Source organism: Brasilonema sp. UFV-L1, assembly GCF_012912105.1.
GTDB lineage: Bacteria > Cyanobacteriota > Cyanobacteriia > Cyanobacteriales > Nostocaceae > Brasilonema.
This window is the reverse complement of record NZ_QMEA01000078.1, coordinates 1-23,473: the sequence shown is the minus strand read 5'-3', so window position 1 is coordinate 23,473 and position 23,473 is coordinate 1. Positions and strand designations below refer to the sequence as shown.

At 43.2% G+C, this 23,473-nt stretch carries 12 protein-coding genes and 1 pseudogene; 10 read left to right on the top strand and 3 right to left on the bottom strand.

What is annotated here, in order from left to right:
- Positions 1–11 precede the first annotated feature (11 nt).
- Together DP117_RS35485 and DP117_RS21380 are read left to right on the top strand one after the other, a co-directional pair.
- Positions 12–152, top strand: coding sequence for a hypothetical protein (locus tag DP117_RS35485; RefSeq protein ID WP_211176257.1), 141 nt, complete (start codon positions 12–14; stop codon positions 150–152).
- Positions 145–5,181, top strand: a complete 5,037-nt coding sequence (locus DP117_RS21380; protein ID WP_339381352.1) for an ATP-binding protein — start codon at positions 145–147, stop codon at positions 5,179–5,181. Before DP117_RS35485 ends, DP117_RS21380 begins: the two co-directional genes overlap by 8 nt.
- Positions 5,182–5,588: 407 nt before the next feature.
- On the opposite strand, the gene DP117_RS21375 is transcribed toward DP117_RS21380, so the two are convergent.
- The gene (locus DP117_RS21375; protein ID WP_169220260.1) at positions 5,589–5,942 is read right to left on the bottom strand and encodes a hypothetical protein; all 354 of its coding nucleotides are present in this window, start codon (positions 5,940–5,942) and stop codon (positions 5,589–5,591) included.
- 493 nt (positions 5,943–6,435) lie between these two features.
- On the opposite strand from DP117_RS21375, the gene DP117_RS21370 reads away from it, so the two are divergent.
- The 4 genes from DP117_RS21370 to ftsH3 all read left to right on the top strand — a co-directional run bounded on the left by DP117_RS21370 (position 6,436) and on the right by ftsH3 (position 10,643).
- Positions 6,436–7,473, top strand: a complete 1,038-nt coding sequence (locus tag DP117_RS21370) for a Photosystem Q(B) protein 1 (RefSeq protein ID WP_169220259.1) — start codon at positions 6,436–6,438, stop codon at positions 7,471–7,473.
- A gap of 175 nt (positions 7,474–7,648) precedes the next feature.
- On the top strand, positions 7,649–7,837 hold the full coding sequence (locus tag DP117_RS21365; RefSeq protein ID WP_211176256.1) for a hypothetical protein: 189 nt from the start codon (positions 7,649–7,651) through the stop codon (positions 7,835–7,837).
- Between the two features lie 7 nt (positions 7,838–7,844).
- A complete protein-coding gene (locus tag DP117_RS21360; protein WP_211176255.1) occupies positions 7,845–8,687 on the top strand; it encodes an aminotransferase class IV in 843 nt (280 codons plus the stop codon).
- A gap of 111 nt (positions 8,688–8,798) precedes the next feature.
- On the top strand, positions 8,799–10,643 hold the full coding sequence (gene ftsH3, locus DP117_RS21355; RefSeq protein WP_169220257.1) for an ATP-dependent zinc metalloprotease FtsH3: 1,845 nt from the start codon (positions 8,799–8,801) through the stop codon (positions 10,641–10,643).
- Between the two features lie 191 nt (positions 10,644–10,834).
- On the opposite strand, the gene cax is transcribed toward ftsH3, so the two are convergent.
- Positions 10,835–11,929: a calcium/proton exchanger gene (gene cax / locus DP117_RS21350; protein WP_169220256.1), complete on the bottom strand. Its 1,095-nt coding sequence runs from the start codon at positions 11,927–11,929 to the stop codon at positions 10,835–10,837.
- Between the two features lie 692 nt (positions 11,930–12,621).
- Between cax and DP117_RS21345 the strand changes: the two genes are divergently transcribed.
- Entirely contained in the window at positions 12,622–15,315 is a 2,694-nt protein-coding gene (locus tag DP117_RS21345; RefSeq protein WP_169220255.1) for a DUF3536 domain-containing protein, read from the top strand.
- A 116-nt stretch (positions 15,316–15,431) separates the two neighbouring features.
- Here the strand turns inward: DP117_RS21345 and DP117_RS21340 are convergent, their stop codons facing one another.
- Entirely contained in the window at positions 15,432–15,950 is a 519-nt protein-coding gene (locus tag DP117_RS21340; RefSeq protein ID WP_169220254.1) for a KGK domain-containing protein, read from the bottom strand.
- Positions 15,951–17,309: 1,359 nt separating this feature from the next.
- Here DP117_RS21340 and DP117_RS21335 point away from each other — a divergent pair.
- The 3 genes and pseudogenes from DP117_RS21335 to DP117_RS21325 all read left to right on the top strand — a co-directional run.
- Positions 17,310–21,206, top strand: a complete 3,897-nt coding sequence (locus tag DP117_RS21335) for a replicative DNA helicase (protein ID WP_169220253.1) — start codon at positions 17,310–17,312, stop codon at positions 21,204–21,206.
- A 151-nt stretch (positions 21,207–21,357) separates the two neighbouring features.
- Positions 21,358–22,014: a Uma2 family endonuclease gene (locus DP117_RS21330; RefSeq protein ID WP_169220252.1), complete on the top strand. Its 657-nt coding sequence runs from the start codon at positions 21,358–21,360 to the stop codon at positions 22,012–22,014.
- Between the two features lie 559 nt (positions 22,015–22,573).
- Positions 22,574–23,473, top strand: a pseudogene (locus DP117_RS21325) (NTPase); the annotation flags it as partial.

Below are 23,473 nucleotides of genomic sequence, written 5' to 3'. Positions count from 1 at the left end.
CAAACAGTCACATGCAACCATCTCCACTGGCACTCAAGCAAATTAAAACAGTATTGAAAGACTTGGGCAATTTGCCAGAGCCAGAGTTACAAAAACGCGGCAAAGAACTACTAACAAAAGATTTTAACAAGGAGGGTAGAAATTGTGAGTGATCGTGTGAAGGTGACTCTCCTTGAAGATATCTTTGCTGGCGGTGGCGAGATGGGGCAAGTTATGCGATCGCTCGATTGGTCACAAACACCTTTAGGTTCAGTATCAAAATGGCCGCAAAGCCTGAAGACTTGCGTACGGATTATGCTGACTTCCCGCCAACCAATGTTTGTCTGGTGGGGCGACGAACTCATTAATCTTTACAATGACGCCTACAAAGCAATCCTCGGTGGCAAACATCCGGAAGCCCTTGGGCAAAGTGCTTCTTATGTGTGGCGCGAGATATGGGATCAGGTTGGACCTCGGGCAGAATCAGCTATACTGAACAATGAGGGTACCTATGACGAAGCACTGCTACTGATCATGGAGCGCAATGGCTACCCAGAGGAAACTTATTACACGTTTTCCTATAGCCCAGTTCCGAATGACCAAGGCGGCACAGGTGGCATTATCTGCGCTAACACAGACGACACGCAGCGCATCATCGGTGAGCGTCAATTGGCACTGTTACGTGAACTGGCGGCTAGAACAGCAGACGCGCGGACATTCGAGCAAGCCTGCACACTGAGTGTGAGTTGTTTGGAAACAAATCCTTACGACTTACCTTTCGCGATGATTTATCTGGTCGAGGCAGATAAACAGCAGATTTTTTTGGCTGGAACATGCGGGATTGAGCGAAATCACGTAGCAGTTCCAGAAACAGTCACTCTTGATTCTGATTCGGTTTGGCCGTTTGCAGAAGTCATCAGAACGCAGACGGCAAGCTTGATTTCTCTGGGTTCGTCTTTTGATAACCTGCCGACAGGTGCTTGGCAACTTCCACCTCATCAGGCGATCGCCATGCCGATTGCACCATGCGGACAGACAGGAAGAGCTGGTATACTTATAGTTGGTTTAAACCCATTCAGGATTTTCGACGATCAGTATAAAAGATTTATCGACTTAGTTTCGGCTCAGATTGCAGCCAGCATTGCCAATGCTCAAGCTTACGAAGAAGAACGCAAACGCGCTGAAGCCCTCGCAGAACTTGATCGCGCAAAAACCGTATTCTTCAGTAACGTGTCGCATGAGTTCCGCACGCCATTGACGCTGATGCTCAGTCCTTTAGAAGATGCCCTAGCAGTTGCAGATGATACCCCGTTTGCTACTCAACGGCAGTCGTTAGAAATGGTACATCGCAATGGTTTGCGCTTGCTCAAGCTGGTCAATACCTTGCTCGATTTCTCCCGTATTGAAGCTGGACGGATTTCGGCAGTTTACGAACCAACCGACCTGGCAACCAATACCCTTGAGTTAACCAGCGTCTTTCGCTCTGCCATTGAACGGGCTGGTTTACGCTTACATGTTAATTGTCCCACACTTGTTGAACCTGTGTATGTAGACCGGGAAATGTGGGAAAAAATTGTGTTAAATTTGCTCTCCAACGCCTTTAAGTTCACCTTTGTTGGCGAAATTACTGTGAGCTTGCAATCTGTGGGCGAACGCATCAAACTTTCAGTCTGTGACACAGGAATCGGTATTCCTACTGAGGAACTACCCCATTTATTTAAACGATTCCATCGGGTGAAAGGAGCACAGGGGCGGACGTTTGAAGGTTCAGGCATTGGGCTATCACTGGTGCAGGAATTGGTGAAACTGCATGGTGGAACAGTCGAAGTGAGCAGTGTGCTTGGAGAAGGCAGTTGCTTTACCGTGTTGATTCCCACAGGATATTCTCATTTACCACAAGACCGTATTGGCGCAACCCGGACGCTCTTGTCCACCGCACTAGGAGCTTCCCCTTACGTAGAAGAAGCGTTGCGGTGGCTACCAGAAGAGGAGGGGGAGCAGGGGAGCAGGGGAGCAGGGGAGAAAAGAGCTTCATCTTCCCCTCTGCCCCTGTGCCCCTCTGCACCTCTGCTCAAAACTGCCCGCATTCTCCTGGTTGATGATAATGCAGATATGCGCGATTATGTCAAGCGGTTGTTAAGTCAGGAATATGAGGTGGAAACAGTCACAGATGGAGTGGCTGCATTAGCTGCGATTGCTCAGCACAAACCGGATTTGGTGTTGACTGATGTGATGATGCCTTTGATGGATGGGTTTGAGTTGCTGCGATCGCTACGAAGTCATCCAGTGACAAGAGAAATTCCAATCATTCTTTTATCAGCGCGTGCAGGGGAAGAGTCGCGAGTCGAAGGACTCCAAGCAGGAGCTGATGATTATTTAATCAAGCCATTCTCAGCGCGTGAGTTGCTCGCACGGGTAGAAGCAAACTTAAAGATGGCTCGATTGCGACACGAAGCAGTACGACGAGAACAAGAACTGCGATCGCAAAGCATTATATCACAACAGGCGGCAGAAGCTGCCAATGCTAGCCTAGAAAAGGTCTTGGCTAGCATCAAAGACCAGTTTGTCGTCTTGGATCACGAATGGCGCTACACTTATGTCAATGACCGGGTAGTAGAAGTCACAGGAAAACGTAAAGAAGACCTGCTCGGCAAAAGCATCTGGGAATTATTTCCTGAGAGCGTGGGCAGTGAATTCTACATCCAAGCGCATCGGGCTGTATCCGAGCAAACACCTGTACAATTTGAGTATTTCTATCCGCCCTGGAATCGCCACTTTGAGAACCGCATTTACCCCAGTGACGATGGAGTATCGATTTTCATTACAGAACTGACTGAACACAAACGCATTCAAGTCGCCCTGCAAGAAAGTACAGCAATTCTCAATGCCATCAATCAAACCTCACCTACCCTGATTTTTGTCAAAGATTTGCAAGGGCGGCTAGTCATGGCGAATCCATCGACTGTTCAGGCAATTGGTAAACCGGAAACGGAAATCATCAAGAAGACAGATGTGGAGTTCCATATCAACCGGGCTGAAGCAGAACAGATCATGGAAAACGATCGCCTGATCATGCAAACCGGACAATTACAAATCTTTGAAGAAATTGTGGAAGTAGCAACAGGCAGGCGTACCTATCTTTCCACAAAATCGCCCTACCGAGATAGCCAGGGCAACATTATCGGATTAATTGGTATTGCATTTGATATCACCGAGCGCAAACAGGCAGAGGAAGCATTGCGCCAAAGCGAGGAACGATCGCAGCTTGCTATCAAAGTGGCGAAGCTTGGGACTTGGCGCTACGATCTTCGCACAAACCTCGTCGAGCTGGACGAGCGGATGCGCGAAATTTGGGGCGAGTCTGATGACGCAGTGCTCATCCCTCTCTCAAGAGTGATGGAGCGCATACACCCAGATGATCAAACGCGCGTAGCAAATGCTGTTAGCGATGCTCTTGATCCAAGATTTTCAGGTACTTACGATATTGAATACCGCATTTTATGGAATAATGGAATAGAACGGTGGGTATCTGCTAACGGGCAGGTACAATTCGAGGGAGCGGGAGTGGCTCGGCGGGCAGTTGGGTTTATCGGAACCGCACTCGACATTACTGATAGCAAACAAGCCGAAGCAACTCTACGGCAAAGTGAAGAACGCTATCGATATTTAGTAGAATCAATACCACAACTCGTGTGGACTGCTGATACTGATGGAATGCTCACTGATGTCAATCAACGGTGGTCAGATTTTACCGGGTTAACTCTTGCGCAAGGTCAAACCGCAGGCTGGCAAGCGATTGTGCATCCAGATGATGTATCCACTCTCAGCCGGAATTGGGCAAAAGCGCAACGAGCAGGTACAATCTATCGAGCCGAAGGGCGGATGCGACGAGCAGATGGAGTCTATCGCTGGCATTTGCACCAAGCTGTACCGCTGAAAAATGATTGTGGTCGAGTGATAAAATGGTTTGGTACAGCAACAGATATCGAAGAGCAAAAACAACTCGAACAACAGCGCCAGCGGCTGCTTGAGCAAGAGCAAGTTGCGCGTACTGAAGCTGAAACCGCTAACCGAATCAAAGATGAATTTTTAGCAGTGCTGTCTCATGAATTGCGATCGCCACTCAATCCTATTCTCGGTTGGTCTAAGTTGCTTTTGAGTGGTAGAGTGGATGCAACAAAAACAACTCTGGCACTACAAACAATCGAGCGCAATGCCAAACTTCAAGCGCAACTGATTGAGGATTTGTTGGATGTCTCCCGCATCCTGCGCGGTAAACTCCGTCTAGAAATGATTCCTGTAAATTTAGGATCGACGATTGAAGCGGCGATTGAAACCGTGCAGTTAGCAGCTTCTGCCAAATCGATTCAAATTCAGACAGTGTTTACTCCTATTATCCCAAAGGTTTTGGGAGACTCTGCTCGTTTACAGCAAGTCATTTGGAATCTTCTTAGCAACGCCGTTAAATTCACTGACTCAGGCGGACAAGTTGAGATTCGCCTAGAGTGCATTGACTCGCAAGCTCAAATTCAAGTGACTGACACAGGTAAAGGCATTCATCCTAACTTTTTGCCACATGTATTTGAGTATTTTCGTCAAGCGGATGCGACGACAACCAGGAAGTTTGGTGGATTAGGGTTAGGGTTGGCGATCGTCCGTCACTTGGTTGAACTGCATGGCGGTACAGTTCGAGCCGAAAGTCCAGGGGAAGGACAAGGAGCGACTTTCACCGTTTGTTTGCCGCTTTTAAAACAAGAGTTGAACACAAAAGATGAAGATAACTCTTCACCTCCCAAATCTGATGCCTCACTACTGACTGGTATAAGAGTGCTTGTGGTTGATGATGAAAAAGACACAAGAGAGTTAATTGCTTTCATTTTAGATCAGCGTGGTGCAAATGTCACAACCGCAGCCTCTGCTCGCGAAGCACTCCAATTAATAGCACACGAGATAAAGCTTGATGTACTGGTAAGCGACATTGGGATGCCCGAAATGGATGGCTACATGCTCATGCGGCAAATTCGGGCGATGCAAAACGGGGGAAATGGCAAGAATAGTCAGATAAGAGCAATTGCTCTGACTGCCTACGCTGGAGAAATGAATCAGCGACAGGCATTTGTTGCAGGATTTCAACATCATATCGCCAAACCGGTCGATCCCGAACAGTTAGTACAAGCTATTACTGCGGTGAAGAATACCTAATTTAACTCATACTTCATCCCCTCTGTGTGCAACGCCCACGCATTGAGGCTAAAAACCCGGTAACTTCATAGTTGACTAGACCTCTTGCATAAATACTTAAAATGTCATGTTGAGCGGAGCGAAACATCTCGTGAGATTCTATGTCTTTGGGACACGCTGCGCTAACACTGCACTGCGCCTGCCCTCGAGCGTTCAGCGAAGGGTTTTGTTCAGAATGACATCCCCAACTTTTGGACTTTTGCAAGAGGTCTACTCAACGAAAAATCAGTCTTTTCAACGAAAGAAACCGGGTTTTTGAGATTAGTGAATCGGTGTTCTAGAGCAGTTTTTTAATGATTCAGATTCAACCGGAAACCATACATGTAAAGTCTCTATAAGAGTATAGGGAACTAGAGAGCACAAATGCACTACTTCTGGTTCAGCCGTTGAAGTTTGTCAGCGACAGTATTCAAATACCCTCGAGCATTCAAAGTATTTGGTGATACTTTACCTGCTGCGATACCAGCCTTCACTAATGATTGGGCAGTGACTTTACCAGACGCATAGGCAGAAAGTAGCAGATTATTGCTAGGAATGCCCTGTTTTTTGAGCTCTCCTCTCATAGCAAAAGTTACCAGTTCATCAGGTGTGAGACTGCGAGAATTACCAGTATTGTTCTGATTATTTGATTCCGTAGAATTAACGACTTCAGCACGAACGGCAGGCGCAGCAGCAACACACAGAAGTAAGCAAGATAAACTACCAATAAATATCCGTTTCATTCTATCAACTCCCTGAAAAATCAGTTTGACTGTTCACAATTAATAGATTGCACCCGTCAACTGAGTTAAGAATGATAGCTTAATGAGAGAAAGTTGATAAATTGACAAATAAAATGAAATTCAAATAAGAATCAGATGAAAGCCTTGTTCAACGCTGCCGAGTCTGTAAATAAGATTATCTATGAATATTGATAACCAATCAATTGTCAATTATCAGTTATCAGTTATCAATTAGAAGAAGAATTCAGAAGGTTGCAGATTGACTGGCTTTTACCTTCTTATCTTTAACCCGAACTCAGGTTATAATTAGAATACTCGGACAAATTCTGAAATTTAGTCGTCTGTAACCTCCGCAACAAAAACGCGTTCAGACTGCTAAATTAAACCTTTCAAACCTAATAAAAGGTTCTGAAAAATCCAGTTGTGACTTCTTGAACTTCAGAATCTTTTTGCCAGAATTCCGAGTATTCTCTTCAAATAGGACAAAGATACAATGAACACCACTGTTCGGCGTCGAAAGGAACTCGATTTCTCCAGACTGTGGCATCTTTTTTGCGCGTGGATTACCAGTACTGAAAATCGTCTCTACATTGGCTGGTTTGGTGTCCTGATGATTCCCACTCTGCTTGTTGCTGTCACTTGCTTTATCCTGGCTTATCTGATCGCTCCTGGTGTAGATATGGAAGGTATCAGAGAGCCAGTCTTGGGTTCTCTCAAGGATGGCAACAATTTGATTACAGCTGCTGTCGTACCAACTTCTGCCGCTATCGGTTTGCACTTTTATCCAATTTGGGAAGCTGCTTCTATTGATGAGTGGCTTTACAATGGTGGTCCTTACCAACTCATTGTACTACATTTTCTGATTGGGATTTGGTGTTACCTAGGACGACTTTGGGAATTGAGTTATCGCCTCGGTTCGCGTCCTTGGATTGCTGTTGCTTTTTCTGCACCTGCTATGGCAGCAACAGCAGTTTTACTGATTTATCCTATTGGTCAAGGTAGTTTTTCTGATGGGCTACCTTTGGGTATTGCAGGCACTTTCCATTTTATGATGGCATTCCAAGCAAACCACAATATCCTCATGCATCCTTTCCATATGTTGGGAGTTGCAGGAGTCTTTGGCGGTGCATTCTTGAGTGCTTTGCACGGCTCATTAGTAGCTTCAACACTCTTTCGGCAAACGAACGAAAATGAAGCCCCAGAAGCAGGGTATAAGTTTGGTCAAACGAACACTACCTACAGCTTTTTAGCAAGTCATAATGGTTTCTTAGGTCGCTTGCTCATACCCTGTTTTGGTAGTCAAAATCACCGTGCCTTCCATTTTCTTTTAGTTGCTTTTCCAACAGTCGGTTTATGGTTTGCTGCATTGGGTATATGCATGATGGCGTTTAATTTAAATGGATTTAACTTCAATCATTCTCTTGTAGATAGTCGAGGCGCAGTCATCAGAACGGAAGCAGATTTGCTCAATCGAGCAAGTCTTGGGCTTCAGGTTATGCATGCTCCCAACACTCATCATTTTCCAATTTAGCGGTTTCTAAATCGTCCGTGAAAATTAGAACCCCGATAACTCTTACAAAGTCGGGGTTCTGATCTTTAAATTTTCAGAAATCAAATAGGATTGTTATAGTTATATCTAGTGTTAAAAAGCAAAAAATAAAGATGAATTCAATATTTCTTCTTTCTTTTGCTTTTGAATTTTTGCCTTGTTTGCTGAACTTATTCCAGTGAGTTCAGTTGACACTCCCAAGGCTCGTGTGAATTTCGCTTTGCTCATTCCCGCAAAAAGCCAGGGGATTCTTGGTTCATCCAGCAACCGTAAACCTTCGTATCCTACAGTTCGTCGCCGACTTGTGCAGGCAGTATCTAAACCAAATACCAGTCGCGTAGAGTGACCAAGTATTGAGCCCTACTTCCCCTACTTCCCCCACTTCCCCTGGAGAAACAGTTATTTTCTGGTACAACGGCAAATTGATTGAGTCTCAAACTTTAGAATTAGGAATTGATGATCCTGGATTACTTTATGGAGCAACTGTTTTTACGACGCTGCGGATTTACAATCACTCGCTCGATAGTAGATTAACTCACTGGCGTTCCCACTGCGATCGCCTAAAATTCAGTTTACAAACCTTTGGTTGGCGTTTACCAGATGAGGAGCGATTGCGCCACGGAGCACAAATGATCATGGCACACTTCCCGGTTCTCAGAATCGCCATCTTTCCTGATGGACGTGAGTGGATAACAGGAAGATTTCTGCCAAAAAACTTGACAGAAAATCAAAAAAATGGTTTAATAGCAGCTTTAGCTACACCAGAGTCTTCTCGCAGTTTACCCTCTCATAAAACAGGAAACTATCTCAGCGCATGGTTAGCAAAGGCTAGTGCCCAAAAGTTAGATGCCCAAGAAGTCATTTTGATAGATACTGCGCTTAATTGGCTAGAAACGAGTACAGGTAACCTCTGGGGGTGGCAAAACGGCTGTTGGTGGACGCCGCCCACAAAAGCTGGAATTTTGCCGGGAGTGGTGCGAGGGCAACTTATAGACTGGTTACAGCAAAAGCAGCAGGTGGTTAGGACGGAACCCTGGACACCAGAGTTAGTCAAAAGGTTTGAGGCCATTGCCTACAGCAATAGTGTTGTAGAAATTATCCCACTTCATACCGTTATCTGTCATTCAGGAAAGCTAGAATATGATCCCCACCATCCCTGTTTTCAACAATTGCGGATATTTTTCCTAGCATTGTAGGTGCAGAATTTGGTATACCTTAAGATAAGTTAACATAATTCTTAAAATGCCCTCGCTTTATAGGGACACCACGCGAATCGCACAAAACCAGATGTAGGAGGATTAACATCGGTGAATAACAAAAGATGGAGAAACGCAGGGCTGTACGCACTGCTCTTTATAGTGGTCATTGCGCTAGGGACAGCGTTTTTTGACAAACAACCACAAAGTAGAGAGAAGTGGGGATACAGTCAGTTTCTTGAAGAAATTAAAAAGAACAACGTAGAAAGAGTCAGCTTAAGTCCAGATAGATCAACAGCTCTTGTCATGCCCAAAAATGACCCCAATAAGAAGCTGGTGACTTTGGTTAACGATCCTGACCTTATTAATACTCTCACTCAAAACAAGGTAGATATTACTGTTTTGCCGCCAACCGATGAAGGATTTTGGTTTAAGGCACTGAGCAGCTTATTTTTCCCTGTATTACTTCTGGTTGGCTTGTTCTTCCTCCTGCGCCGCGCTCAAAATGGTCCTGGTAGCCAAGCCATGAACTTTGGCAAGTCCAAAGCGAGAGTGCAGATGGAACCTCAAACCCAAGTGACATTTAACGATGTCGCTGGTATTGACCAAGCTAAGCTAGAACTCAACGAAGTCGTAGACTTTTTGAAAAACGCTGATCGCTTCACCGCTGTAGGGGCAAAGATTCCCAAAGGTGTGCTGTTGGTAGGTCCTCCAGGAACAGGTAAAACCCTGCTCGCGCGTGCAGTCGCAGGCGAAGCTGGTGTCCCTTTCTTCTCCATCTCTGGTTCTGAGTTCGTGGAAATGTTTGTGGGTGTCGGTGCGTCTCGCGTTCGTGACTTGTTCGAGCAAGCTAAGGCAAATGCTCCCTGTATCGTCTTTATCGATGAAATTGACGCTGTCGGACGTCAGCGGGGTGCTGGTTTAGGCGGTGGTAACGATGAACGGGAACAAACCCTGAACCAGTTGCTCACAGAAATGGACGGGTTTGAAGGTAACACAGGCATTATCATTATTGCTGCTACCAACCGTCCTGACGTTCTGGATGCAGCTTTATTGCGTCCTGGTCGTTTCGACCGTCAAGTCGTTGTCGATCGCCCAGACTATGCTGGACGTGTGGAAATTCTCAAAGTTCACGCCCGTGGTAAGACCTTGGCGAAAGATGTGGACATAGAAAGAATTGCCCGTCGTACTCCTGGATTCACTGGTGCAGACCTTTCCAACCTGCTAAATGAAGCTGCGATTTTGGCTGCACGCCGAAATTTGACCGAAATTTCGATGGATGAAATTAACGATGCCATCGACCGCGTATTAGCTGGTCCAGAGAAGAAAGACCGCGTGATGAGCGATAAGCGTAAAGCTCTTGTAGCATATCACGAATCAGGTCACGCCCTTGTGGGTGCTTTGATGCCAGATTATGATCCTGTACAAAAGATTAGCATTATTCCTCGTGGTAGAGCTGGTGGTTTAACTTGGTTTACCCCCAGTGAAGACCGGATGGACACTGGCTTATACAGCCGTGCTTATCTGGAAAATCAGATGGCGGTGGCATTGGGTGGTCGTTTGGCTGAAGAAATCATCTTTGGTGATGAAGAAGTCACCACGGGTGCTGCTCAAGATTTGCAACAAGTTGCTCGTGTTGCTCGTCAGATGGTGACACGCTTTGGAATGAGCGATCGCCTCGGTCCAGTTGCACTTGGTCGTCAGCAAGGTAACATGTTCCTAGGTCGAGACATCATGGCAGAACGCGACTTCTCTGAAGAAACCGCTGCTGCTATTGATGAAGAAGTCCGCAAGCTGGTAGAAACTGCTTACCAACGCGCTAGACAAGTGTTGGAAAATAACCGCCACATTCTTGATCAACTCGCGCAAATGCTGGTTGAGAAGGAAACAGTAGATGCTGAGGAATTGCAAGAACTGTTGGCAAACAACGATGTGAAAACTGCTACGTTTGCTTAATGAAGAAATAAGAACAAGAGAAGATTATTTCTCTGTTCTTCACTCTTGATGATTCATTTTTTTGGTCAGGGTAAGTTTGGAATTGTCCAAACTTACCCTGATTTTTTGTAAGAATTCAGGACTCAGGAGGAAATGCTGAATGATATCTCCTGGTTTGGTGGATTCACCGATTCTGGATTCTGACGATTTTTTTACCCTAGACTTTTAGCAACTGGAAGGAAGTAGAAAGCAAACCCCAAAACTATATATGCTGCTAAAAGTAGTATGCCTTCTAACCAATTTGACTTACCATCAGAACTGATGCTGTTGGCAATCAACACCGATACAACCACAGCAACTAATTCAAAGGGATTAAAATTTAAATCCATCGGTTGACCAAATACCCACCCTGCTAAAACTAAAAAGGGAGCCACAAACAGGGCAATTTGCATACTTGATCCCACTGCGACAGAAACAGAAAGGTCCATCTTATTTTTCATTGCTACGGTCACAGCTGTTGCGTGTTCAGCAGCGTTACCAACAATGGGTACGAGGATCACCCCTGTAAAGAGTGCTGTCAAACCTAACTGCGATGTGGCGACTTCTAAAGAACCAACTAGCAATTCTGACTCCAATGCAATCAAGAGGGTACATACTAACAGAACCCCAACCCATAACCAAATTTTTGGCTGTTCTTTGACATCTGTTTCCTCTGTGACTGTTTCTGCCATACCCACGTCGTAAAGATAAGAGTGGGTTTTCATGGAAAATAACAAAGTTAAGGCATAAACCAGAATGAGTACCACAGCAACAGCGACGGACAGGTTTTGCAGGATTTTTTCCTCAATCCCTTGAGAGCTAAGTTTAATCGCCGTGGGGAGTAGAATCGCAATCACTGCCAAATTCATAGAAGATGCGTTGACTCGCGCAATAACAGGTTGAAATGTCTGTTCTTTGTAGCGCAGTCCACCCAAAAACATGGAAAGACCCATCACCAGTAGTAAGTTGCCGATAATTGATCCCGTGATACTGGCTTTGACGACACTCACCAGTCCGGCTTGTAGGGCAACTAGGGCGATAATCAGTTCTGTAGCATTACCAAAGGTGGCGTTCAGCAAGCCCCCTAATGTTGGACCAATCACGACTGCGATTTCTTCTGTAGCTGTACCCATCCAAGCCGCTAAAGGCACAATGGCTAAACTAGCAGTGATGAAAACTATTAAGTCTCCCCACCCCAAGTAATGAGCTGCGATGGAAACCGGAATAAACACTAACAAAACCAAAAATAGAATCTTTTTACCTGACATTTGTAATTTTGAGTTGAAGGTATTAGTAACAGATGTGTAAGGAGGAAGTCCTCAGTAAGTCTTGAGCAATAAGTTTTTAGTGCAATGCCAGTCAGTGAGTTTTGACCTGAATTTTGAATATTATGACACCCAAACTCGGCACTCACACTTGGCATTCAGAACTTGTACATATCAAACTCTAGGATACTAAGAGTCCTCTTTCAAGAAAAACACTCTTTGTGAGCAAGTCAGGGAGGAAAGCAATATTGCGGTTAAACAAATTTATCTGCTCAGACAAGCTGCTCTCAAGTGAGTTCTGAGATATGACTATTTGCTTTTTTGAGTGAGATTTGTAAAATAAGATTGCGGTATGAGTAGAATTTGAAATCTTTCGTTGCAAAACTTTCCAGTAAATTCCTGATTCTACACCAAGGATGCGGTTTAATATATTAAAAGACAATTAAGTTTTTGGCATCACCAACGACAAAACCCTCTAACTCTAACTATGGCTTGTGTCGATGGTCGATTGCATCGGGCAAAGGACTGCTTGATAATGCAGATTACCCCAACACGAAGACCGCTACCTTGGAATTTAGTTCTATCTCATAGTTGCTGTTGAAACTAACTGTTGTTGGAATGCCCCCGTAGGAAGGTTTATCAGCATTATCAAAGGACGCAACTGCAAGGACTGTTTACTCTTTTGGAAATACTTCATGACTTCTGCTGCTGAACTGCCAGCGAGTGCTGGTTCAAACTTGACGCCGCATGAAAATATCACAAACACCACAATGCCCGATCCCCTGAGACAGGCTACAGGTGTTTACGTCACCGTTCATGGGCATTTTTATCAACCACCACGAGAAAACCCGTATCTGGACGCGATTGAGCGCCAATCTGGTGCAGCGCCTTTCCATGATTGGAACGAACGAATTCACCATGAATGCTATCGCCCCAACGCCTTTGCTAGGGTGTTAAATGACCGAGGCGAACTGGTGGGGATCGTCAACAACTATGAGTATCTGAGCTTTAATATCGGACCGACGCTGATGTCGTGGCTAGAACGCCACGATTTAGAGGTTTATCAGCGGATTTTGGAAGCAGATGCCAAAAGTTGCGATCGCCTAAATGGACATGGTAATGCGATCGCGCAAGTATATAACCACATCATCATGCCTTTGGCAAATGAGCGCGACAAATACACCCAGATTCGCTGGGGTAAAGAAGACTTCCGCTCCCGCTTTGGACGTGATCCCGAAGGAATGTGGCTGGCTGAGACAGCAGTAGACTATGTCACGTTGAAAGCTTTAGTAGATGAGGGAATTCGCTTTATTGTGCTTGCACCATCACAAGCACAACGTTGCCGTCTTTTGCCCACCGAGGATAATCCCAACCCCGAATGGCACGAAGTCGGTGGGTGTCAGATTGATCCCACACGCCCTTATCGTTGCTTTCTCAAAGAGAGTCCTTTGTCAGACTCTGGGCAAATGACAAGGCATAGACCTTACATTGATATCTTTTTCTATGATGGTCCCATCTCGCGAGATATGGGTTTTAATGATGTCCTGCACAGTTCTTGTCATTTGGCTGGACGCATCGGTTCAGCAGTGCGTGGGGATCATCGTCCTGCACAGTTAATTTCTGTTGCGACAGATGGGGAAACCTTTGGACATCACAAAGGCGGAACCGAGAAAACATTAGCCTACGCATTTACAAAAGAGTTTCCTCATTGGGGTTGGACAGTCACCAACTTTGCCCACTACCTCAGCTTAAATACTCCCACATGGGAAGTGGAACTCAAGCCAGTCACAGCGTGGAGTTGCGCTCACGGGGTTGATAGATGGCAAGATGATTGTGGTTGCGGTGGTGGTGGGACATGGCACCAAAAATGGCGTCGCCCCTTGAGGGATGCGTTGAATTGGCTGCGGGATCAGCTGATTTGGGTGTATGAAGAGCATGGCAAACAGTTTTTCGTTGATCCCTGGGGGGCGCGAGATGAATATATCCAAGTCATACGCGATCGCTCTTTTGAAAACGTCAGTCGCTTCTTGTTGCGTCACCAAACTCATAAACTCACACCCGCAGAACAAGTAGACGCCTTGCGTTTATTAGAAATGCAACGTCATGCTTTATTGATGTTCACTAGTTGTGGGTGGTTTTTTGAAGAACTCTCTCGTCCAGAAGGAACGCAAATTCTGCGTTACGCGGCGCGTGCTTTGGAACTCGCAGGAGATGTTGCTGGCGTACAGTTAGAAAAAGGCTTCCTCCAACGCCTCAACCAAGCACCCAGCAATGTTGATATGTTCAAACATGGTGGCGAAGTTTATCGCCAGTTGGTGCTTACAGCTCAAGTCAGCTTTAAACAAGTTGCAGCTCAATACGCCATAACCTCACTATTTACCAACCACAAACCTGTAGAGATGTTGCATACAGCGTCTTCAGGAAATGGCCACAATGCCTCTATCAAAGATTCTCATCCACATCAAAAGCGGGTTTATTGCTACAGTGCAAATGAACTCGATTACCAATTGCAACGGATGGGATCATTGACTCTGGCTGTGGGAAATCTGAACCTCGTGTCAGAGATTACCTGGGAAAGCGAACATTTAGTGTTTGCTGTTCTACATTTGGGTGGCTGGGATTTCCACTGTTGTATTCAACCCTTCCAAGGACGACTGGTTTACACCGAGTTAAAAGAAAAGCTGTTTGCAGCACTCCAACAAGCTAGTGCAGCTCAGACTATCTTAGTCATGACGCAGTTGTTTGGTGAAGAGTCGTTCAGCTTGCGCAATCTCTTTGCTGAAGAACGCCATCGACTCATGCACCTGTTGAGTCAAGAAACACTGTCACGATTAGACCAACTTTATACTCAAGCGTATCGTGATAATTACGGTGTGTTGATGGCATTCCACCGCGATGAAGTTCCTGCACCACAAGAGTTGCAGGTTGCAGCGGAAATTGCCTTGGGGTATCGGTGTATGACAACTTTACGCTCACTAGAGCAAGATATTGCTGAACCGGTGTCAAGTTGGAATCATATTGTTGAATTAGAGGCGATCGCCACAGAAGCAAAACACCTGCATTGTCATCTGAATATTCGTGAAGGTAAGCAAATACTAGAACAGTTGATATTGCGTTCTCTGTGGCAATTGTTGCACGATCCCAACGGGACTTTTGATGCAGATTTGCAACGCCTTGAACGATTAATTGATGTGGCAAATCACTTAAATCTTGGCATTTCTCTTGAGCGCTCTCAAGAACTTTACTTCAATTGTCTGCACAGTCAAATTGTGCCATTCTTTATTGCCAAAAGTGTCAAAGGTCAGGATAGCACTCAGTGTCATCAGTTGTTGAAGCTGGGGCAAAAGTTAGCGGTAGATGTGAGGACTTGGTTGAGTCAGTTGGGCTAGAACTCTCACGCACTTGACACTTAAAGATTCACAGCAAGAGAGTGAATAGCAATTCTTATGGGATGGGCGTCTCGCCCGTCCCATATCTCTTGCGGCCCAATTCAAAGGTCATCTATTCAGTTATAAATTGCACTCTTGGATGAATAGAAATGCCAGGAGTTTTGTTCTTGAGTTTCTTCTAAAAATCTTTCGTCAGGATAGAAGTCTAACGAAACTTTTATTTCAAAATTTTCGGAACTCTTACTATCTGTAATTGATAGAGAATGAGATAGAGTTTCACCATTATTCCCATTATTCATGGATACAACTTGTTTGTTTAATGAAGAAAACTCTAAAGTAACTCTAATCTCAAGTTTACCTTTTTGCCTACTACTCTTATCTGGCATAACCAGTTCACATTGAATTCCTGGTTTCAGAGCAAATTGCCACTCAACTCGATTAAATATACCTTGAACATTCTTTTTTTTGAAATATTTTTTCACAAATTTATCTTGACAAGACAAATTCAAATCATTTCCCTTTGGTTCAAAATATTGAAGCACTTTATTGACAATTTGAACTGCATTAAAAATTTTATCTTCTAAAAAAAGAACATCCTCTTCTTGCCCTAATTGTTTAAATTGATGACTCAACATGTTAAAAAAACCTCCGTACTAATCCCGAGTGCGTGAGATTGTTTGATAATCTCTGCCAAGAAATTGAATTTTCGTCAAAAAAAGTACATGATAGATGCCTAGAGGATAACTTTTCGTAAAGTCCTCTTGGACTTTTCCACATTCAGACAATGACATAATCTGCGAATTGCGCTGTTCGTTTTGTGCGAGTGCGTGTACTTTCTAACAAGGCGTGTGTCTATAGGATATAGGCGTGTCAAAAACATACTCCTGCCTCTTAGGGAAGAGTTCTGCAACGGCGCAGATGCGCTGTAGACTTTGGGTTTACCGCAGCCTAGGATAGAGTAGACAGACTAATATAGACAACTAATTTACTTTATGACTCTGCGTGTATTGCGTGTTGAAAACTACAATTTGTCAGATTCTACTACACTATTTCAGATAATTAAAGCGTTGTTAGAAAGAGAGATTTTTCAAAATATGTAAAAATTTACACTGAATAAGTATTTTTGAATTGTCAAAAACAAGCAGATTATAGAAGTTATCATATATACTCATTTTTTTGTTGTTTCAAAATTTGGCGCTGAAGTTTTACTATGAGATATTCAAGATTTCAAAAAGTTTAGGAAGAAAGCATGGCGTATATTGGATAGATAAAAACTTAATAAAAAATCAGTGTATTTACCAAGTTTGTTTGAAAGAGAGAGTTTGTCTCATTTAACCAAAAAATAATCTTAATAAGATCTTGTTAAGAACTTTATTTTTCTTTCATATTTAATATTTTTCTCATTTCTAATTTTTTGATAACTAATAAAAATATTTGCTTTGACACTCAAACCCCCAGAAGATTCAAAACAAAGTATAAAGAATTGTGTGTCAAGACGACTTCATTCATAAGCAGACTCATACCAATTCAGAAGTCAACTTGCACTGACAGCAGAATTTAGAATAGAGGTGTCAGTCGTCAGAAGTAAAACAACCTTCATACCTAACGCGTCAAGTCTAGCTTCTGTACCTGACTTGCAAACTGCTGTAATATTTACTCCTTCATTCCGGCGGGTTCAATGCGCGAAGGCGTCTCCTTACATGTTGCACCAAGGTCAAACCTGTGGTTTCTTGAGAACGACAACACTTTAAAATCTTAATTTTTCGTTTAGAAACCCGGTTTTTTAGGTCTTGTTGAGAATGGTGAGCCAGCGCGGTCTAATGGTGCGCTACACTACATGAACGACGTATCCTATACCTTCAAAATTGACTTTCTACAGCAGTTTCTAACAATAGTATAGAGATGCTTCAAAGAACACACATCGCGTCAAGTATAGATTTTTGTTTATAACGAAAGTGAAACCGTAATATCAAATCTAAAATTGAAATCTACTTATGTCTGAAGAACTTAACTTTCAAAGTCAGGGTTTAGATCGCCTCCCTCCTCAAAACATTGAGGCGGAAGAATCAATATTAGGAGGGATTTTGCTAGATCCGGAAGCGATTAGCAGAGTGAACGATCGCCTGATTCCAGAAGCTTTTTATCTTAACGCTCATAAAGATATCTATCAAGCCATCATCAAGCTACATAACCAAGGTAAGCCCACAGATTTGCTTGCAGTGATAAATTCGCTCAACGACCATGATATGCTAGAGCGTGTTGGTGGTAGAAATAAACTCATAACGCTAGTAGATCGGACAGTCTCAGCCGTTAATATCGACGCCTTAGCAGATTTAGTTATGGACAAATACCTGCGGCGTCAGTTAATTAAAGCTGGAAATGAAATTGTGCATCTGGGTTACCAGACAGACATTGAATTACCAAAAATTTTAGATCAAACAGAACAAAAAATCTTCAGTATCACTCAAAAACGTCCCAAAACCGGTCTAGTTCATATTTCTAACACCCTCATTCATACTTTTCAAGATATTGAAACTCGCCATCAAGGAATCGCCCTACCAGGAATCCCCTGTGGCTTTTATGATTTAGACGCCATGACTAGCGGTTTTCAGCGTTCTGATTTGATTATTGTAGCTGGGCGTCCGTCAATGGGGAAATGCGTAGCATACAACACAGAAATTCTTTTAGCAGATGGTTCCGTTTCTACTATCGAAGAAATTTATCATCGTCATCATGCACAATTGCTGACTTTGGGAAAAGATTGGAAATTCCATGTCACTCAACCGTCTGCATTTGTCGATGATCAAATAAAGCCAGTCTTTCGTGTGACGACTCGCTTAGGGCGATATGTTGAAACAACTATTACCCACCCTTATTTAACTATTAATGGATGGCGTCCACTTTCAGAACTGATAGTCGGTGATCAAATTGCTGTACCTCGCAAAATAAATTTATTTGGTACACAAAAAATTCGTGAGTGTGAAGTCAAATTACTAGCCTACTTCATAGGAAATGGTTGTTTGACAGACACAACACCTAAATTTACAAATATAAATCCTTTGATTCAGCAAGACTTCACTCATGCTGTTATCAGCTTTTCTCCTCAATTGAAAGTTCGTCTAGACACTCGCCCAGAATATTCACCAACACTGTATGCACTCAAGTGTCAGGGGCGAAAAAATCCGATAACTGAATGGCTTAGAAATCTGGGACTCTGGGGTAAAAAAGCTCATGAAAAAATAATTCCTGCCCTGATCTTTCAACTAGAATGCTCGCAAATCTCCTTATTCCTCAACCGCCTGTTTGCTACAGATGGTTGGGCTACGGTAGTTGCAAGTGGTCAGGTACAATTAGGTTATTTTTGTGTGAGCGAGAAACTAGCTCGACAAATACAACATCTGTTATTACGATTTGGCATTATTGCTGCCCTGAAAAAGTGTTTTGTTAAATACAAAAAAACTCGCATAGTCGCTTGGCAATTAGAGATTACCGATGCTCAGTCTATCAAAATTTTCAGTTCAGAAATTGGTATTCTTGGTAAAGAAACTGATCTCTTGCAGGTACAAGCAGCTCTGATAAATAAGAGATATCAAACTAATAGTGACCATCACCCAGTAGAAATATGGGAAGAGATAACAGTCGCCAAAGGTGAAGAATCGTGGGCAGTTTTAGCTCGTAGATCCGAAATAAAAGGGTACACTAATATTCATGTTGACAAACATGCTTTATCAGGGCAACGCCTTTTGAGTTTAGCAAGCGCGTTAGAAGATTTATATTTACAAGAATTAGCAACAGGTGATGTTTATTGGGATGAAATCGTTTCGATTGAGTCAGTAGGAGACAAACAAGTGTATGACTTGACAATTCCAATAACTCATAATTTTATCGCTAATGATATTTGTGTTCATAATACCGCTTTATGTCTGAATGTTGCTCATAACGTTGCTGCTTCATATAAATTACCAGTTGGTGTTTTCAGCTTAGAAATGTCAAAAGAACAACTGGCGCAGCGGTTATTAGCAAGCGAGGCAGAAATAGAAACTGGTTATTTGCGCAGTGGACGCATCAGTCAAACTCAGTGGGAACCTTTAAGCCGTGCTATTGGTATGCTTTCTGATATGCCAATTTATATTGACGATACGCCAAATATTACAGTTACAGAAATGCGTAGTCAAGCTCGGCAGTTGCAAGCAAAATTAGGGACAGAATTAGGATTGATTGTCATAGATTACTTGCAATTAATGGAAGGAGCAGGCGATAATCGCGTGCAAGAACTCTCAAGAATTACCCGAAGTCTAAAAAGTTTAGCGCGTGAATTATCTGTCCCAGTGATTGCTTTATCTCAGTTGAGTCGAGGAGTTGAAGCACGCACAAACAAGCGTCCTATGTTATCTGATTTGAGAGAGTCAGGTTGCTTGAGTGGCGAAAGCTTAGTAACGTTAGCACATAGTGGTATGCAAGTGCCAATTCGGGAATTGGTAGGCAAATCAGGTTTTACAGTTTGGGCGTTGAACGAAGTTACAATGCAAATAGAACAGGCAGTTGTCAGCAATGCTTTTTCTACAGGTGTTAAGCCTGTACTAAAGCTTATGACTCGCCTTGGACGTACAATTCGGGCAACTGCCAATCACAAGTTTCTCACAATTCACGGCTGGCGGCAGCTTGACGAATTACAGATAGGCGATAGCCTTGCTTTACCTCGGTGTTTACCTAGTTCCTGTGTACAATCCATGAGCAATTCTGAAATTGCTTTACTTGGACATTTGATAGGGGATGGGTGTACCTTACCCCGGCACATCATACAGTACACTACCAGAGAAGAAGATTTAGCAAATACAGTTGCAACAGTTGCAACAACAACTTTTGGGGAGCGAGTGATTCCTCGTATTTCTAAAGAGCGTGACTGGTATCAAGTTTATCTGTCTGCTGGATACCGCTTAACGCACAAAGTCAGGAATCCTGTAGCAGAATGGCTTGATTCTCTTGGTGTTTTTGGATTGAGATCCTATGAAAAGTTTGTCCCAAATCCAATTTTTGAGCAACCTCAAGAATCCATTGCTTTATTCTTGCGTCATCTTTGGAGTACTGACGGTTGTATCAAGCCAAGCAAAGGAAAATGTCCTTATCCTGCTATCTATTACACTTCCAGTAGTGAAAAGTTGTCAAAGGATGTTCAGTCACTTTTAATTAGACTTGATATCAATGCTAAACTATCTGTAACACCCCAACCAAATAAAGGACGGCATCAATATCAAGTTTGGGTAACTGGCAAGTCTGATATAGTAAAGTTTACTGAACTAATTGGTGCAGTAGGCATCTATAAAAAGCAAGCTCTAAAAGAAATCGCAGAATATATTGAAGTTCGTTCTGCTAACACCAATAGAGACATCATACCCCATGACATTTGGAAATTATATGCTGTTCCATCTATGCAGCAACATGGTATTACTATACGTCAAATGCAGTCTTCATTAGGTGTTGCTCATTGCGGAACAACTCTTTATAAACAAAATTTGAGTCGAGAACGAGCAGCAAGGTTAGGTACTGTCGTCAAATCCGAGGAAATAAATCTCTTGGCTAATAGTGATGTTTATTGGGATACAATTATCTCCATAGAAGCTGATGGTGAAGAAGAAGTCTACGATTTAACAGTTCCTAAACATCACAATTTCATAGCCAATAACATCATAGTTCATAATTCTATTGAACAAGATGCGGATTTAGTTCTCATGTTGTACAGAGATGATTACTACAATAGCGATAGCGTTGATAGAGGAATTGCTGAAGTCATCATCGCTAAACATCGCAACGGTCCAACAGGTATTATTAAACTCTTGTTTGACCCACAATATACTAAGTTTAAAAATCTAGCCAAACCAAATCATTATTGAATGAGATATTGAATGGGAAAATATTATCCGATTGTAGACTCAAGCGAGTACGAAGTGCAGAACTTTGTGCAGAAATAGGCACGCTAGAAAAAAGGTGTTTCTGAAACTTGAAATCGCTACAATTGTAGTCAGTTCTGGGGGAAAACCAGTCATGTTAGAGTTTAACCTGCCGAAGTATTTACCCTCTGCGGAAGAATTACCTGACTCAGACGATACCCCTGTGGATAATGAGTTGCAAGAATTGATACCAGGCTTGCTCAAAGCGATACTGCTGATACTATGGGCAGAACGCATGGACTGGTTTTTTGGGATAGATATGGGTATTTATTATCACCCTGATAAACCCCCAATTGTGCCAGATGGGTTTTTGAGTTTGGGGGTAGAGCGAGTTTATGATGAGGAATTAAGACCAAGTTATGTTTTATGGGACGAAAACGTTGTCCCTACTTTGGTGCTAGAAGTTGTTTCTCAAAATTATCGCAAAGAGTACAGCACGAAAAAAGAAGAATATGCAGCGTTGGGTGTGCTGTATTATGTCGTTTATTCTTCCCGTCGTCGCCGTAAACCGCGTTTGGAAGTGCATCGGTTGGTGAATGACAAGTATGAATTGCAAGAGGGAAATCCTGTTTGGTTACCAGAAGTTGGTTTGGGAATTGGTTGCGATCGCGGAACTTATGGAGGCGTAACGCGAGAGTGGCTTTATTGGTATGATGAGCAAGGAAAACGTTATCCCACGCCAGAAGAACGGATTAAAAGATTAGCAGATAAATTGCGAGAGTTAGGAGTGGATCCGCAGAGTGTTGGTTAAGGCTAGTTGAGGCGATAGCTAGCCCCTTAGGGGGCGCTGCGCAAACGCTGCAGCATAGCGGCAGATCGCCCTTAATTTGTAGGGGAGCCAGTGCGAATGACGGCTTTCCCACCGGGCTGCATCTGCCGTTGGGCATTGGTGTCAACTTAACGTTTAAGCCTTAATTTCACGTTGATTTAACCTCACCCCTAACCCCTCCCCTTAGTAAGGGGAGGGGAACTTTGGCGTAGCCAAAAGCGGGGTGAGGTAAAGCGACAATTGTGGACGAGTATAATAAGGCATAATTCTGAAGTAATGACAAGGGTTTCAGCTTAAGTTGACACCAATCGGCGTTGGGCACTGCCAACCTTCTTATGTCATTGGTATGCTGTGAATAGACAGTGCCCACCTTACGTTGAATTTGCCAACAGTATCCACGCAATTGTTGCACAAAGCGCCCTCACAGCATAGCATTTCTTGAGTTGTCCTATTGCTAAAATCACCTTAAACTCAGGAAACATGACTGACGCTGCTGTATATACTCTTAGTTAAGAGCTGAGCAAACACGAGTATTACGCCTATGGACTTGTTAACCGCTTGGGGAGTTAGTACTGCTGTTGGGTTTCTCTTCCAACCAGTGATGAAACAATTTGCTCAGGATTTAGGCAAAGATTTATTAAAAGATATACTCAAAGATGTATTCAAAGGTATCCCCAGCCAGATTTTACAGAAACTGAAAAAGGAAGAAATAGATATTGCTGCTGGGAAAGCACTTAAAGAGTTTTTGTCACTCGTGCAGCAAGAATTACAAGATGCTGATATTCCTGATAACCAAGTTAGGGACTATAACAAACCGCTAGAAAAATTTCTCAATGAGAAAAGAGTTAAAGAAATATTGGGAACTCCTTTTCAGGATGAGTGTAATGCTTTAGATACAAGAAATTTACAACATATTTGGTACGAAGAGAATTTGTTACCTCTACCAAACGATTTTGATTGGACAAAGCTTGGTAAGCGTTACGTTAAGAAAGTCAAAGCGATTATTCAAGACTCATCTGAACTGAGAGCTATTCTGGATTCCAAAAATCTTGAAAAAATCGCAGAAAACACAACAGAAACTGCTGGAATTATCCCCGATTTTAATTTAAAACAATATCAAGAAGCAATTCGCGAGTGCTACGCAAATCTCAACTTATCTAGTATAGAAACCACTGGTTACGCCTATAATGAATTGCGGTTATGGCGAATGTTTATCCCGCAAAATGTGCGGGAAGTGTACCAAGTCTTACCACAAGTGTACGAACTACCTAAAGAACATCTCCGACGACTGCGAGAAAGGAACGAAGTCGAAGCAGAAGAAATTGCACTAGAAGAGTTAGAACGTCACAAGCGAGTTTATTTTGAACAGACTTTGCGTTCAGTGAAAGAGGTTGTTGAAGATAAGCACCCCCCTTTATCCCCCCTTAGTAAGGGATACCCC